This window comes from Pseudomonas viridiflava (assembly GCF_900184295.1).
Lineage (GTDB): Bacteria > Pseudomonadota > Gammaproteobacteria > Pseudomonadales > Pseudomonadaceae > Aquipseudomonas > Aquipseudomonas viridiflava.
This window is the reverse complement of sequence record NZ_LT855380.1, coordinates 763280-777101: the sequence shown is the minus strand read 5'-3', so window position 1 is coordinate 777101 and position 13822 is coordinate 763280. Positions and strand designations below refer to the sequence as shown.

Sequence of the window (13822 nt, the reverse complement as noted above, 5' to 3'; positions counted from 1 at the left end):
GATCATTCATACGACTCCAGGCCCTAACGCTGATCGTTCCTACGCTCCAGCGTGGGAATGCATCTCGGGACGCTCCGCGTCCAAGGGGTCACGCCGAAACATCTGCGTGACCGGACGTAATGGAGTGCGGAGCGTCCCGGGCGGAATGCCAACGCAGGCTCAGGCCTGCAGATCGCCCTGCATCTCATCCAGCAATTCCTGAATGGCATCCAGGCGCTCTTCGGGATCGTCGATTTCCAGCAGTTCGATCTTGTCTTCTTCGGTAAACGGCAGCAGATACGCCAGCTGATTGGACAGCGACTGCTGACCCGTGGCGCTGACGCCCATGTTCAGCGACGCAACCATCGGGTGTTCGGCCAGCGCTTCGAGCAGCGCAACCAGATCGGCATCCTCTTCCTGCAACGGGCGCTCTTCGGGCTCGTCCAGCCACTCCACGTCTGCCACCAGCAACTGATCGCGCTGCACCTCTGCGGCCACCACGCGGAAGCGTCGTCCGCCGACCACGCGAATACCCAGCAGGCCATTGTCCTGCTGCTGAAAATCCTGAACCAGCGCTTCGCAGCCGATCAGCGAGTAGCCGCCGGGAGCAGAGCCCGTTTCACTCCCCTGAGTGATGCACACCACACCGAACCCTGCGCCCTGCTTCATGCAGCGGCCGATCATGTCCAGATAGCGTGCCTCGAACAGTTGCAGGTCAAGCACGCAACCCGGAAACAGCACAGCGTTCAATGGAAACAAAGGCAACGTCATAAAAAGCCCCTTTAAACGACCAACGACATCGCCAACGGCAGAAACACTGCCGTCGCAACCCCCATCAGGCTCATCGCCAGTGCAGCGAAAGCCCCTGATTCTTCTCCTTCCTGCAGCGCGACGGAAGTCCCGACCGCATGCGCTGTCAGACCCAGGGCCATGCCCCGTGCAGCCTGATTCTCGACACCCGCCAGCGACAGCAGACCGGGGCCGAAAATGGCACCGAACACGCCGGTAATCAATACGAATACCGCCGCCAGCGCTGCGACGCCACCCATCTGCTCCGCCACCAGCATGGCGATGGGCGAGGTCACCGATTTGGGCGCCATGGTCATCAGAATCATGTGATCAGCGCCGAACAACAGGCCCAGTCCCACGCAAAGCCCCGTGGCAAAAACGCCGCCAATCACCAGCGTAGTCAAGGTCGGCCACAACAACTGCCGAATGCGGCGCAGATTCAGATAAAGCGGCACGGCCAGCGCGACGGTGGCCGGCCCGAGCAGAACCCCTAGTATTTCAGTGCTTTTACGGTATTCGGCGTAGTCCAGACCACACGTCAGCAGAATACCGATCACCACCAGCATCGAGACCAGCACCGGCTGCAGAAACAGCCAGCGGGTTTTCTCGTAGGCGGCCATGGCCAGTTGATAGGCGCCCAGCGTGATGGCAATGCCGAATAGCGGATGATGGATCACCGAGACCCACGCGCCGTGCCAGTCCAGATTCATGACGGCTCCCGACGGCGGGCCTGACGCTCGATGAGCTTCTGCATCAGCCAGCCGGCGAACGTCAGGGAAATCATCAGCGACAACGACAAGGTGCCGAAAATGGCCCAGAAATCCTGAGCAATGGCGCCCGCGTAGACCATCACGCCCACTGCGGGCGGCACCAGCAACAACGGCAGGTAACGCAACAGACTGCTCGCGGCCACGCTGACGTGTTCACTGACCTCACCGCGCATCATCAGAAACGCCATGAGCAGCACCAGACCGATGATCGGCCCTGGCAGTATTGATAGAAACAAATGGTTGAGCGCTGTCCCCAGTAATTGGAACAGCACCAGCCAGGTCAAACCTCTTAGCAACATGAGCACTCCAGCACACTAGACAGATCCGGCGAATTCTCGGCCGCATTATAAACATGACGCGCCAGTGCCTATGTGCAGGTATTCGCCTGCATGACGTTCCTTGACCAACCTGCAACCCTCTGCTGATCTAGTGGTTCGCCCGCAGGCAATGTCCTACGCGGGCAGCGGCATCACGCTACAACATCACATGACAAGGAGAGTGAAATGCCTTTTGTACCGGTTACAGAACTCAAGAACTACATCGGCAAGGAACTGGGATGTTCCGACTGGCTGACCATCGATCAGGAACGCATCAACCTGTTCGCCGAGGCGACAGGGGATTTTCAGTTCATCCACGTCGATCCGGTCAAAGCTGCAAACACCCCGTTCGGCGCAACCATCGCCCACGGTTTTCTCACGCTGTCGCTCATCCCCCAACTGATGGGTGATCTGTTAGTACTGCCCGAAGGCATGAAGATGGTGATCAACTACGGACTGGATACCGTGCGCTTCGTTCAGCCGGTGCTGGTCAATTCCCGTGTGCGCCTGAAGGTCGAACTGACCGATGCTACCGAGAAGAAGCCCGGCCAGTGGCTGCTCAAGGCGACCACGACCATGGAGATCGAGGGTCAGGAAAAACCGGCGTTTGTCGCCGAGCCGCTGTCAATGTGCTTCGTGTAACCTGTCTGAAAAACGAAACAGTCGTAACAGACTGTTTCGTACCCGTTACTCACTGCGGCATACTCGCCGACGGTTGAGACATAACATCTGCAAAAGCAGAGCCACGCTCAATCCTGAATCACTCTTCCGGGATCTCACATGCGCGCGCTCGCCCCACTGGCTTTGACACTCTTGATCGCAGGCTGCGGTGATGGCGAATCACTGCTGCCTCCAGACGGCCGTCTCGCGGATGGCGGGCGCTACCGTGGCGATCTGGTCGACGGCGTGCTGCAGGGTCAGGGCCGGATCGATTACCCCAACGGCAGTTGGTACGAAGGCCAGTTTGATCGCGGCCAGAGAAATGGTACCGGCGAGTTGCACGCCAGCAACGGCGACATTTACAAAGGCGGCTTCGAACAGGGCCTGTTCAACGGCCAGGGCAAGCTCACCACCAGCAGCGGCGCCAGCTATGTCGGCGGCTTCAGGCTGGGGCGCCGCGAAGGCGAAGGCACCCAGAAGGACAAGGGCCTGATGTACCGCGGCCAGTTCAAGGAAGGCCTGTATGACGGTCCGGGTCGCCTGGAACTGGAGGACGGCAGCCAGTACCAAGGCCTGTTCGCCAACGGCAAGCCCAACGGCGAAGGCATACGCAGTGACGCCAGCGGCAATCAGTACAGCGGCATGTTCGTTGATGGCCAATTGCAGGGCAACGGCAGCTTCACCAGCGCGGACGGCGACCAGTACGTTGGCCGCTTTCGCAACAGTCAGCTCGACGGCCAGGGTCGCTATGAGAACAGTGACGGCGACGTCTGGAGCGGCGAATTCAAGGAAGGCGCGCTGACCGGCAAGGGCGAACTGCTCGGTTCCGACGGCAGCCGCTATCAGGGCAGCTTCGATAACTGGCGCTTCGCAGGCGAGGGAAAGCTGCACCTGCCGGACGGCAGCACCTATGTCGGTGAGTTTGCCGATGACACCTATCAAGGCAAAGGCGTACTGACCGCGGCCGACGGCACGGTGCAGAGCGGCATCTGGGCCAACGGTCAACGTATCCGCGACGCCAGGGGCAAGCTGTTGCCCGACGCGCTGGAAACAGGCCTGCTTGCTCAGGGTTCGCTGCTGGAAAAAGCGCTGGCTGCCGTGCCCGCCTCCACCGCCGCACCCGAACTGTACAGCCTGGTGGTGGGCGGCGACGGCAAGCAAAGCGTGTTCATGCGCGAAGCGGATTACGTGAGCAACCTGCTGGCCACGCGTTTTGGCGCAGTCGGGCAGATCAGCCTGGTCAATCATCGCGAACATATGGACGACCGGCCGATGGCGACCCGCGAGACCATCACCCGCGCCGTGCAGACGTTGGCGCAGCGCACCGGCCCTGAAGACCTGATCTTCATTTACCTGACCAGCCACGGCACGCAGGACCACGAACTGGTGCTCGACCAGCCGCGCCTGTCACTGGCCGACCTGCCTGCCGACGCACTGGCTGCAGCGCTGGCTCCGCTGAAAAACCGCGACAAGGTCGTGGTGATATCGGCCTGCTATTCAGGCGGTTTCATCCCGGACCTTAAAGACGAGCGAACGGTGATCATGACCGCGTCCCGCGCTGACCGTGTTTCCTTCGGCTGTTCGGAAGAGGCCGACTTCACTTATTTTGGCGATGCACTATTCGGCAGGGCGCTGGTCGAAACCGATGACCTGCAGCAGGCTTTCAATGACGCCAAAGCCTACGTGTCCCGACGCGAAACCGAAGACAACTTCGAAGCGTCAGAGCCGCAGATCTGGGCACCCAAGGGCGTTATTGCCCGCTGGCAACTGCTGCGCAGGAATCAGGCAGAACGCGCGCTGAATACGGCGTTGAATCGCAAGGAAGCGAAGACCTCGAGTAGCCGCTAGGCTTATCAGTATCAAGGGAGAAACATTATGTACTTGACGCCGCAACACATCCTGCTCGCAGGGGCCACTGGCCTGACCGGCGAACATCTGCTGGACCGCCTGCTCAACGAACCTACCGTCAGCCGCGTTCTGGCTCCCACACGCCGGGCGCTGGCAGCGCATCCTCACCTTGAAAATCCGGTGGGCGACCTGAACACGTTACTGCCGTCGCTGGGTGGCCGCGTGGACATCGCGTTCTGCTGCCTGGGAACGACCATCAAACAGGCTGGCTCGCAAGACGCCTTCAAGGCCGTTGACCTGGATCTGGTTGTGGCCTTCGCCAAACGGGCACGTGAGCTGGGTGCCCGACACCTGCTGGTCATCAGCGCCGTCAATGCAGATGCCAGATCCAGCGTGTTCTACAGCCGCATCAAAGGCGAGATGGAACAGGCGCTCAGGGCACAGGACTGGCCGCAACTGACCATCGCCCGCCCGTCCCTGCTGGTGGGCAATCGCCCGGAAACCCGCTGGGCCGAGCAACTGGCCGCGCCAATCGCCAAACTGATCCCCGGCAAATATGGCGCCATCGAAGCCTGCCAACTGGCCCGAGCGCTGTGGCGACTGGCGCTGGAAGAACAGGACGGAGAACGCATTGTCGAGTCGGATGAGCTGCGCAAGCTGGGGAAATAAAGAAGTCCCTGATCGTTACCACGCTCCAGCGTGGCAACGCCTCCCGTGACGCTCCGCGTCACAAAGCGGACGCAGAGCGTCAGGGGCCTGCATGCCGACGCAGAGCACTCAGCGTTATACACAAATCATCTGGTTGTCCGGAGAGTCAACGGCACTGATGTGCTTTTGTAGCGCGATGGCATGAACACCGCAGAACGCGACGTGGGTGAAGGCTGAGTCCTGGCGCTGATTCGGGGGGCAATCGGCATGGATGCCGATTGAGCTGCACTGGGCCATGGATGGCCCATTTGCAGCGACCCCCGAATCAGTGTCAGGACGAAGGAACCCCGGCGAAGCCGGGGCCGGAACCGGAGCAAAAGGCTTTGCTTACTTTGGCCTCTCAAAGTAAGTCGCCGAGGGGCGAAAAGGTGACGGAAGCCATGCGCTCGGCTCACTGAGTCCGCAGTCTGTGCCATTTGTGACGCGGAGCGTCACGGGAGGCATGCCCACGCGGAGCGATGGGCACGATCATTCTTGAGGCGGATTTGTGTATAACGACGAGCGCAGAGCATCGGCCCGATCAATATTCAACGACCGTCAAAGCCCGCCCGTGGCCTGAACACCGAAACCCAGTGCTGTCAGCAGCGACAACGGCAGCAATAACGTGTCGAGGACGGCGCTGCCCGGCATGTCCAGTGCCGGATAGCTCGGCGCTTCAGCCCCGAAACGGTCGGTCGCACAGCAACCGCCCTCCAGCGCATACATGTTGAGCCGCGTACCGGCGTAAACCACCGGCGCGCCGGGCTTGGCGGCGTTAAGCGTGCGTGCGGTGGCGCAGCCGGTCATGACCAGCGCCAGCGCAATCACCAGCAGCTTATTCATCGCCACCGACATGGTGCTCGCCCCAGCGCGGCAACATGTCTTGCGGCACGTTCAGCAGATTGAGAATTCGCGCGACCACGAAATCCACCAGATCGTCGATGGTCTGCGGCTGATGGTAGAAGCCGGGCGATGCGGGAAGGATCACAGCGCCCATGTTCGACAGCTTAAGCATGTTCTCCAGGTGAATGCTGGAGAACGGCGCCTCGCGTGGTACCAGAATCAACTGACGACGCTCTTTCAGCGTCACGTCGGCCGCTCGCTCGATCAGGTTGTTGCAGGCGCCGGTCGCAATCGCCGACAGCGTGCCGGTCGAACAGGGCACCACCACCATCGCACTGGGCGAGCCCGACCCCGAGGCCACTGGCGACATCCAGTCATCGCGGCCATAGACCCGAATCTGCCCCGCCGCCGCACCGGTGTACTCGGTGAGGAACGCCTGCATCATCATCGCCTTGGGTGGCAGGCGCACATCGGTTTCTGTGGCCATCACCAATTGCGCCGCCTTGGAGATCAGAAAGTGCACCTCCCGATCCTCACGCACCAGACAGTCCAGCAGGCGCAGACCGTATTGCGCGCCCGAGGCGCCGGTCATGGCGACGGTAATGCGCTCTGGCCCGCTCATTTCAAGGCCTCTGCCAGTTTGCCATGCAGGCCGCCAAAGCCGCCGTTGCTCATGATCACAATATGCGTGCCCGGTTGAGCCTGGCTCTTGACCCGCGCAATGATCGCTTCAAGCGAATCGCAGACCACCGCAGGCACCGAACACTCGGCCGCTGTGGCGCCCAGGTCCCAGCCCAGATTGGCAGGCGCATACCAGACCACCTGATCGGCCTGCTGTACGCTTTCCGGCAGACCGTCGCGGTGTGCGCCGAGCTTCATGGAGTTGGAACGCGGCTCGATCACGGCAATGATCGAAGCGTCGCCGACCTTCTTGCGCAGACCGTCCAGCGTGGTGGCAATCGCTGTCGGATGGTGAGCAAAGTCGTCATAGATCGTGATGCCATGTACCTCGGCAACCTTCTCCATGCGTCGCTTGACGCTCTTGAATGCACTGAGCGCTTCGACGCCCTGCGCAGGCACCACGCCCACATGACGCGCTGCCGCCAGGGTCGCCAAGGCATTGGCTACGTTGTGCTGTCCCGTCATGTCCCACTCGACCGTGCCCTGCACCTGGCCTTCAAAGATCACCTCAAAACGCGAGCCGTCTTCGCTCAACAGACGGGCCTGCCATTGGCCGCCCTGCCCGGTGGTCTGTACGGGTGTCCAGCAACCCATCTCGATGACCCGCGACAACGCTGGTTCGGTCGTCGGATGAATCACCAGACCTTCGCTCGGAATGGTGCGCACCAGATGATGGAACTGGCGCTCGATGGCTGGCAGATCCGGGAAGATGTCCGCGTGATCGAACTCAAGGTTGTTGAGAATTGCGGTGCGCGGGCGGTAGTGGACGAACTTGGAGCGCTTGTCGAAGAAGGCACTGTCGTACTCGTCAGCCTCGACCACAAAGAACGGTGTTTCACCCAGACGCGCCGACACTGCGAAATTCTGCGGGACACCGCCAATCAGGAAGCCTGGGCTCATGCCTGCGTGTTCGAGCACCCAGGCCAGCATGCTGCTGGTGGTGGTCTTGCCATGCGTACCCGCCACGGCGAGAACCCAGCGACCTTGCAGCACATGGTCCGCCAGCCACTGCGGGCCGGACACATAAGGCAAACCTTTATTCAGGACATACTCGACCGCAGGGTTGCCACGCGACAGGGCGTTGCCGATCACGATCAGGTCCGGCGCAGGATCGAGCTGCGCAGGGTCGTAACCCTGGGTCAGTTCGATGCCCTGGGCTTCGAGCTGCGTACTCATGGGCGGATAGACGTTGGCGTCGGAGCCCGTGACCCGATGCCCCGACTCTTTGGCGAGCACCGCCAGCGAACCCATGAACGTGCCGCAGATACCAAGGATATGAATGTGCATGACCAACCTCTCAGAACATCCCGGCAGGTTAACGTAGGGACGGTGAAATGGCACCCAGAGTTTGTCCGTGGTCACGTCGTTCAGGGTCTGGTCGAGCGCACAGACATGAGGCTAAAGTTCAGGTCCCGAAGGCGAGGCAAATAGCCTACTCTTGATAACCTGCTGCCAGATGTTTGAAAGCTGAATCGATACAGACTTCCTCACAACAAGAACCAGGAGACATACCATGCGCTACGCTCATCCCGGTACCGAAGGCGCCATCGTCAATTTCAAGGAACGCTACGGTAACTACATCGGCGGCGAGTTTGTCGCCCCGGTCAAAGGTCAGTATTTCACCAACACCTCGCCTGTTACCGGCAAGGCCATCGCCGAATTCCCCCGCTCCACCGCCGAAGACATCGACAAGGCGCTCGACGCCGCCCATGCAGCCGCAGAAGCCTGGGGCTCGACCTCGGTGCAGGCCCGCTCGCTGGTCCTGTTGAAGATCGCAGACCGCATCGAAGCCAATCTGGAAATCCTGGCCATCACCGAAACCTGGGACAACGGCAAGGCGATTCGCGAAACCCTGAACGCCGACATCCCGCTGGCCGCCGACCACTTCCGCTACTTCGCGGGCGTACTGCGCGCGCAGGAAGGCAGCGCTGCCGAGATCGACGGCAACACCGTGGCCTATCACATTCATGAACCGCTGGGCGTGGTCGGGCAGATCATTCCCTGGAACTTCCCGATCCTGATGGCCGCGTGGAAACTTGCGCCTGCGCTGGCAGCCGGCAACTGCATCGTGCTCAAGCCTGCCGAGCAGACGCCGCTGGGCATCAGCGTGCTGATCGAACTGATCGGCGATCTGCTGCCACCGGGCGTATTGAATATCGTGCAGGGCTATGGCCGTGAAGCAGGCGAAGCGTTGGCCAGCAGCAAGCGCATCGCCAAGATTGCCTTCACCGGCTCGACCCCGGTCGGCTCGCACATCATGAAGCTGGCGGCGGACAACATCATTCCGTCCACCGTGGAGCTGGGCGGCAAGTCGCCGAACATTTTCTTCGAAGACATCATGAGCGCCGAACCGGAGTTCATCGAGAAAGCCGCCGAAGGTCTGGTGCTGGCGTTCTTCAACCAAGGCGAAGTCTGCACCTGCCCGTCCCGCGCGCTGGTGCAGGAGTCGATTTATCCACAGTTCATGGAAGCGGTGATGCGCAAGGTCGAGAAGATCAAGCGCGGCGATCCGCTGGACACCGACACCATGGTCGGCGCTCAGGCGTCCGAGCAGCAGTTCGACAAGATTCTGTCCTACCTCGACATCGCCAAGGGCGAAGGCGCCGAGCTGTTGACCGGCGGCAAGGTCGAGAAGCTGGAAGGTGATCTGTCGAGCGGCTATTACATTCAGCCGACGTTGCTCAAGGGCAACAACAAGATGCGCGTGTTCCAGGAAGAGATCTTCGGCCCGGTGGTCAGCGTCACGACCTTCAAAGACGAGGCCGAAGCGGTGGCCATCGCCAACGACACCGAGTTCGGTCTGGGCGCAGGCCTGTGGACCCGCGACATCAACCGCGCCTACCGCGTGGGCCGCGCCATCAAGGCCGGTCGTGTCTGGACCAACTGCTATCACCTCTACCCCGCGCATGCGGCGTTCGGTGGCTACAAGAAATCCGGCGTCGGCCGCGAAACCCACAAGATCGCGCTCGAGCACTATCAGCAGACCAAAAACCTGCTGGTGAGCTACGACACGCATCCGCTGGGGTTCTTCTGATCCACTGACGGGATGATCGTGCCCATCGCTCAGCGTTGGGCATGCATCTCGTGATGCTAAGCGTGACAGTCGAGTGCTTGAGATCACGCTGATCGTTCCTACGCTCCGCGTGGGAATGCCTCCCAGGACGCTCCGCGTCCGCTCTCGAAGGTGGCGCAGATGCGTGGACAAGCTCCAGCGTTATCCACGTCATGCGCTCGGCTCACTGAATCCGCAATCTGTGCCATTTGTGACGCGGAGCGTCACGGGATGCATGCCCACGCGGAGCGATAGGCACGATCAGTGTCGAGGCAGATTTATGCATAACGATCAGAGCTCTGCATGGGCACGCTCAGCTATGTGCGCACTATCGTCGTGCGCCCTTTTGCCAGGCAATGCTCCGGCATGACGCATCTTCCCTCAGACTTACCCGCTACGCCCCGCAAACTCGCACTCATCGTCAGGATGGAGTATTAATTGCTTACATCGCTTCCCACAGTCGTTTGAACCGGGACGTCACCGGTTCGGCCGAAAGACCACGTCCGACGCGAGCAGCGGGACGTCATGGAGAATCTGTATGGCGAGCTTTTCTCATTCTGTCGGCGCGCAGACGTATCGCTTCGACAGCCTCAAAGAAGTCATGGCCAAGGCCAGCCCTGCGCGTTCCGGCGATTTTCTGGCCGAAGTCGCAGCGCAGAACGATGGCGAGCGTGTAGCCGCGCAGATGGCGCTGGCCAACATCCCGCTCAAGCACTTTCTTGAAGAAGCGCTGATTCCGTACGAAGACGACGAAGTCACGCGTCTGATCATCGACACCCACGACGCCCTCGCCTTCGCGCCTGTCAGCCACCTGACCGTCGGCGGCTTTCGCGACTGGCTGCTCAGCGATCAAGCCGATGAAACCAGCCTGCGAGCACTGGCTCCCGGTCTAACGCCGGAAATGGCTGCCGCCGTTTCGAAGATCATGCGTGTACAGGATCTGGTACTGGTTTCGCAGAAAATCCGCGTCGTCACGCGCTTTCGCAACACCGTCGGCCTGCGCGGTCGCCTGTCGACCCGCCTGCAGCCCAACCACCCGACCGATGATCCGTCCGGCATTGCAGCCAGCGTGCTGGACGGCCTGCTGTACGGTAACGGCGACGCCATGATCGGCATCAACCCGGCCACCGACAGCACCTCGTCCATCATCGCGTTGCTGGAAATGCTCGACGCCATCGTCCAGCGCTACGAGATTCCGACCCAGTCCTGCGTGCTGACCCACGTCACCACCTCCATCGAAGTGATCAACCGCGGCGTGCCGGTGGACCTGGTGTTCCAGTCGATCACCGGCACCGAAGCTGCCAACGCCAGCTTCGGTATCAACCTGAACCTGCTGCAGGAAGGTTACGAAGCGGGACTGAGCCTCAACCGCGGCACGCTCGGGCAGAACCTGATGTATTTCGAGACCGGGCAAGGCAGTGCGCTGTCGGCGAACGCGCACCATGGGGTCGATCAACAGACCTGCGAGACCCGCGCCTACGCCGTTGCACGGCATTTCAATCCGTTCCTGGTCAACACTGTGGTCGGCTTCATCGGCCCCGAGTACCTGTACAACGGTAAACAGATCATCCGCGCCGGGCTTGAAGACCATTTTTGCGGCAAATTGCTGGGCGTGCCGATGGGCTGCGACATCTGCTACACCAACCATGCCGAAGCCGATCAGGACGACATGGACACGCTGCTCACGCTGCTGGGCGTCGCCGGGATCAACTTCATCATGGGCATCCCCGGCTCCGACGACATCATGCTCAACTACCAGACCACCTCGTTCCACGACGCGCTCTATGCCCGGCAAAGCCTGGGCCTGCGTCCGGCTCCGGAATACGAGGCCTGGCTGGAAAAAATGGGCATCTTCACGCAGGCCGACGGACGTGTGCGTTTCGGCGACAGCCTGCCGCCCGCCTTCCGCCACGCCCTGGCGCATCTGGCATGAGGGAACCGCCTGTGAATGAAATGGAAAGCATTGAAGCCAGGCCGGACGCCACGCCGCCCAATCCCTGGCTGGAACTGCGTCGCCTGACATCGGCTCGTATCGCCTTGGGCCGTACCGGCACCAGCCTGCCGACCTCGGCGCAACTGGACTTTCAGTTGGCCCATGCCCAGGCACGCGACGCTGTGCATCTGGCATTCGATCATGCAGCCATCAGTGCCCAACTGGCGGGAAAAGGCCGAGAAACCCTGTTACTGCACAGCGCCGCCGCCGACCGCGACAGCTATCTGCAAAGGCCGGATCTGGGAAGACGCCTGAACGATGAGTCTGCCAGCCAGTTGCGCGACTACGCCGCCGCTCATCCGGGCGGGCTCGATCTGGCGATAGTGGTGGCAGACGGCCTGTCGGCGTTGGCCGTTCATCGCCACGCGGTGCCCTTTCTGGTGCGCCTGGAAGAACAGGCTGAAGCAGAAGGCTGGACGCTGTCGCCTGTGATCATGGTGGAACAGGGTCGCGTGGCCGTCGCCGACGAGATCGGCGAGCTGCTTGGCGCAAAAATGGTGGTGATCCTGATCGGCGAACGCCCCGGCCTCAGTTCTCCTGACAGCCTGGGCCTGTATTTCACCTACGCGCCGAAAGTGGGGCTCAACGATGCGCACCGCAATTGCATCTCCAACATTCGCCTGGAAGGCCTGAGCTACGGGATGGCAGCCCATCGCCTGCTGTACCTGATGCGCGAGGCCTGCCGCCGTCAGGTGTCAGGGGTAAAGCTCAAGGACGAAGCCGAGCTCAAGACTGTGGAATCCGACGAGGCCGCCGACAACCTGAACAGACGCACTGGCAATTTCCTGCTCGCCGGTCCCGACGACCCGCATTAGATTGCGCTTTCTAAAGCCGCCAGTCAGCATCGCTGTGACCATCCTGGCGCATTGCATTAGCCCATAGTGAAGTTGAGGCCCGACCATGCGGATCATAAAAGCCACGCTCGAACACCTGGACCTGCTCTGCCCGTTGTTCGTCAAATACCGTGAATTCTACGGCGAGCTGCCATTCCCGGATTCGTCACGGGACTTTCTGGAGAAGCGCCTGCGCCGCGAAGAGTCAGTGATTTATCTCGCGCTGGCGAAGGATGACGAGAACAGATTGCTGGGCTTCTGCCAGCTCTACCCCAGCTATTCCTCGCTGTCGCTCAAGCGCGTGTGGATTCTCAACGACATCTACGTCGCCGAAGACGCCCGCAGACAATTGGTCGCCGACCACCTGATGAAAGAAGCCAAGAAAATGGCCAAGGAAACCCAGGCCGTGCGCATGCGCGTGTCGACCAGCAGCAACAACGACGTGGCGCAGAAAGTCTACGAGTCGATTGGCTTCAAGGAAGACACCCAGTTCAAGAACTACGTGCTGCCGATCAACTCGGACCGTTGATTCTGTTCGCGAGCAATCCGGTTTTTTCCGCTTTTGCTCGCCAATACCTCCTGCCTCGTAACAGTTGTAACATCTCTGTTGAAAGCTTGCGGCCCTCTGCCCGCATTCTCCTTCTATAATGCCGCGCGTACTGCACACGTAGTTTCTTCCGCATGCGACCCGGTCAAGGGTTCTCGCCTCAGGTGCTTCAATGGAATTCAACCCGCTCGACCTCATCCTGCATCTCGATGTTTACCTCGACATGCTGGTGACCAACTATGGCACGTGGATCTACGCGATTCTGTTTCTGGTGATCTTCTGCGAGACCGGTCTGGTGATCATGCCGTTCCTGCCGGGCGATTCCCTGCTGTTCATCGCAGGTGCCGTGGCAGCCGGTGGCGGCATGGACCCGGTTCTGCTCGCCGGGCTGTTGATGCTGGCAGCGATACTGGGCGACAGCACGAACTACGTCATCGGCCGCACGGCCGGTGAAAAACTGTTCAGCAACCCCAGGTCGAAGATTTTCCGTCGCGACTACCTACTGCGCACCCAGGTGTTCTACGAGCGTCATGGCGGGAAGACCGTCACGCTGGCGCGCTTCCTGCCGATCATCCGCACCTTTGCCCCCTTCGTGGCGGGCGTCGGCCGCATGCATTACCCGCGCTTCGTCGGTTTCAGCATGCTGGGTTCGGTGCTGTGGGTGGGCAGTCTGGTCACGCTCGGTTTCTTCTTCGGCAACGTGCCGTTCATCAAGCAGAACCTGACGTTCCTGGTCTTGGCAATCATCGTACTTTCCCTGCTGCCGATGATCATCGGCGTCGTGCGCAGCCGCACAGGCCGCTCTGTCGACGTCAGCTGATCC

At 60.9% G+C, this 13822-nt stretch carries 14 protein-coding genes; 8 read left to right on the top strand and 6 right to left on the bottom strand.

All coding sequences use genetic code 11. The features are described 5' to 3' along the window. Nucleotides 1-159: 159 nt before the first annotated feature. From CFBP1590_RS03855 to CFBP1590_RS03845, 3 genes are read right to left on the bottom strand one after another with little or no spacing between them, the layout of a single operon-like run. Nucleotides 160-750 carry an LON peptidase substrate-binding domain-containing protein gene (locus tag CFBP1590_RS03855; RefSeq protein WP_004885870.1) on the bottom strand — a complete coding sequence of 197 codons (591 nt, stop codon included), beginning with the start codon at nt 748-750 and terminating at the stop codon, nt 160-162. 11 nt (nt 751-761) lie between these two features. Next, the gene (locus CFBP1590_RS03850; protein WP_170968973.1) at nt 762-1472 is read right to left on the bottom strand and encodes an LrgB family protein; all 711 of its coding nucleotides are present in this window, start codon (nt 1470-1472) and stop codon (nt 762-764) included. Nucleotides 1473-1474: 2 nt separating this feature from the next. After that, nucleotides 1475-1837, bottom strand: a complete 363-nt coding sequence (locus tag CFBP1590_RS03845) for a CidA/LrgA family protein (RefSeq protein ID WP_004885874.1) — start codon at nt 1835-1837, stop codon at nt 1475-1477. Nucleotides 1838-2041: 204 nt separating this feature from the next. Here CFBP1590_RS03845 and CFBP1590_RS03840 point away from each other — a divergent pair, with 204 nt between their 5' ends. The 3 genes from CFBP1590_RS03840 (at nt 2042) to CFBP1590_RS03830 (ending at nt 5032) form a co-directional block, all read left to right on the top strand. Then, nucleotides 2042-2497, top strand: coding sequence for a MaoC family dehydratase (locus tag CFBP1590_RS03840; protein ID WP_025995547.1), 456 nt, complete (start codon nt 2042-2044; stop codon nt 2495-2497). A gap of 138 nt (nt 2498-2635) precedes the next feature. Further along, the gene (locus CFBP1590_RS03835; protein ID WP_088234497.1) at nt 2636-4363 is read left to right on the top strand and encodes a C13 family peptidase; all 1728 of its coding nucleotides are present in this window, start codon (nt 2636-2638) and stop codon (nt 4361-4363) included. A 27-nt stretch (nt 4364-4390) separates the two neighbouring features. Further along, the gene (locus CFBP1590_RS03830; protein ID WP_029241192.1) at nt 4391-5032 is read left to right on the top strand and encodes an oxidoreductase; all 642 of its coding nucleotides are present in this window, start codon (nt 4391-4393) and stop codon (nt 5030-5032) included. A 576-nt stretch (nt 5033-5608) separates the two neighbouring features. On the opposite strand, the gene CFBP1590_RS03825 is transcribed toward CFBP1590_RS03830, so the two are convergent. Genes CFBP1590_RS03825 through mpl form a run of 3 tightly spaced genes read right to left on the bottom strand, consistent with a single transcriptional unit; the run spans nt 5609 to nt 7861 of the window. After that, nucleotides 5609-5893: a YceK/YidQ family lipoprotein gene (locus CFBP1590_RS03825; RefSeq protein WP_029241872.1), complete on the bottom strand. Its 285-nt coding sequence runs from the start codon at nt 5891-5893 to the stop codon at nt 5609-5611. Then, a complete protein-coding gene (gene ubiX / locus CFBP1590_RS03820) occupies nt 5886-6515 on the bottom strand; it encodes a flavin prenyltransferase UbiX (protein ID WP_004885884.1) in 630 nt (209 codons plus the stop codon). The genes CFBP1590_RS03825 and ubiX overlap by 8 nt, the downstream gene beginning before the upstream one ends. Then, complete coding sequence (gene mpl, locus CFBP1590_RS03815) at nt 6512-7861, bottom strand: UDP-N-acetylmuramate:L-alanyl-gamma-D-glutamyl-meso-diaminopimelate ligase (protein WP_025995549.1); 1350 nt, start codon at nt 7859-7861, stop codon at nt 6512-6514. Before mpl ends, ubiX begins: the two co-directional genes overlap by 4 nt. A 226-nt stretch (nt 7862-8087) precedes the next feature. On the opposite strand from mpl, the gene exaC reads away from it, so the two are divergent. The 5 genes from exaC to CFBP1590_RS03790 all read left to right on the top strand — a co-directional run bounded on the left by exaC (nt 8088) and on the right by CFBP1590_RS03790 (nt 13819). Continuing rightward, a complete protein-coding gene (exaC, locus tag CFBP1590_RS03810) occupies nt 8088-9608 on the top strand; it encodes an acetaldehyde dehydrogenase ExaC (protein WP_004885889.1) in 1521 nt (506 codons plus the stop codon). Between the two features lie 556 nt (nt 9609-10164). Beyond that, entirely contained in the window at nt 10165-11559 is a 1395-nt protein-coding gene (locus tag CFBP1590_RS03805) for an ethanolamine ammonia-lyase subunit EutB (protein WP_058432976.1), read from the top strand. Next, on the top strand, nt 11556-12434 hold the full coding sequence (gene eutC, locus CFBP1590_RS03800; protein WP_088234496.1) for an ethanolamine ammonia-lyase subunit EutC: 879 nt from the start codon (nt 11556-11558) through the stop codon (nt 12432-12434). The genes CFBP1590_RS03805 and eutC overlap by 4 nt, the downstream gene beginning before the upstream one ends. An 85-nt stretch (nt 12435-12519) precedes the next feature. After that, nucleotides 12520-12981 carry a GNAT family N-acetyltransferase gene (locus CFBP1590_RS03795; protein WP_004883763.1) on the top strand — a complete coding sequence of 154 codons (462 nt, stop codon included), beginning with the start codon at nt 12520-12522 and terminating at the stop codon, nt 12979-12981. A 190-nt stretch (nt 12982-13171) separates the two neighbouring features. Continuing rightward, complete coding sequence (locus CFBP1590_RS03790) at nt 13172-13819, top strand: DedA family protein (RefSeq protein ID WP_029241876.1); 648 nt, start codon at nt 13172-13174, stop codon at nt 13817-13819. Nucleotides 13820-13822 lie beyond the last annotated feature (3 nt).

Bases quoted from the DNA above. Each gene is read 5' to 3' on its own strand.
- eutC (WP_088234496.1), top strand. From the start codon at position 11,556: ATGAGGGAACCGCCTGTGAATGAAATGGAAAGCATTGAAGCCAGGCCG.
- CFBP1590_RS03825 (WP_029241872.1), bottom strand. From the start codon at position 5,893: ATGAATAAGCTGCTGGTGATTGCGCTGGCGCTGGTCATGACCGGCTGC.
- CFBP1590_RS03830 (WP_029241192.1), top strand. From the start codon at position 4,391: ATGTACTTGACGCCGCAACACATCCTGCTCGCAGGGGCCACTGGCCTG.
- CFBP1590_RS03855 (WP_004885870.1), bottom strand. From the start codon at position 750: ATGACGTTGCCTTTGTTTCCATTGAACGCTGTGCTGTTTCCGGGTTGC.
- CFBP1590_RS03845 (WP_004885874.1), bottom strand. From the start codon at position 1,837: ATGTTGCTAAGAGGTTTGACCTGGCTGGTGCTGTTCCAATTACTGGGG.
- CFBP1590_RS03840 (WP_025995547.1), top strand. From the start codon at position 2,042: ATGCCTTTTGTACCGGTTACAGAACTCAAGAACTACATCGGCAAGGAA.
- ubiX (WP_004885884.1), bottom strand. From the start codon at position 6,515: ATGAGCGGGCCAGAGCGCATTACCGTCGCCATGACCGGCGCCTCGGGC.
- CFBP1590_RS03805 (WP_058432976.1), top strand. From the start codon at position 10,165: ATGGCGAGCTTTTCTCATTCTGTCGGCGCGCAGACGTATCGCTTCGAC.
- exaC (WP_004885889.1), top strand. From the start codon at position 8,088: ATGCGCTACGCTCATCCCGGTACCGAAGGCGCCATCGTCAATTTCAAG.
- CFBP1590_RS03795 (WP_004883763.1), top strand. From the start codon at position 12,520: ATGCGGATCATAAAAGCCACGCTCGAACACCTGGACCTGCTCTGCCCG.
- mpl (WP_025995549.1), bottom strand. From the start codon at position 7,861: ATGCACATTCATATCCTTGGTATCTGCGGCACGTTCATGGGTTCGCTG.
- CFBP1590_RS03790 (WP_029241876.1), top strand. From the start codon at position 13,172: ATGGAATTCAACCCGCTCGACCTCATCCTGCATCTCGATGTTTACCTC.
- CFBP1590_RS03835 (WP_088234497.1), top strand. From the start codon at position 2,636: ATGCGCGCGCTCGCCCCACTGGCTTTGACACTCTTGATCGCAGGCTGC.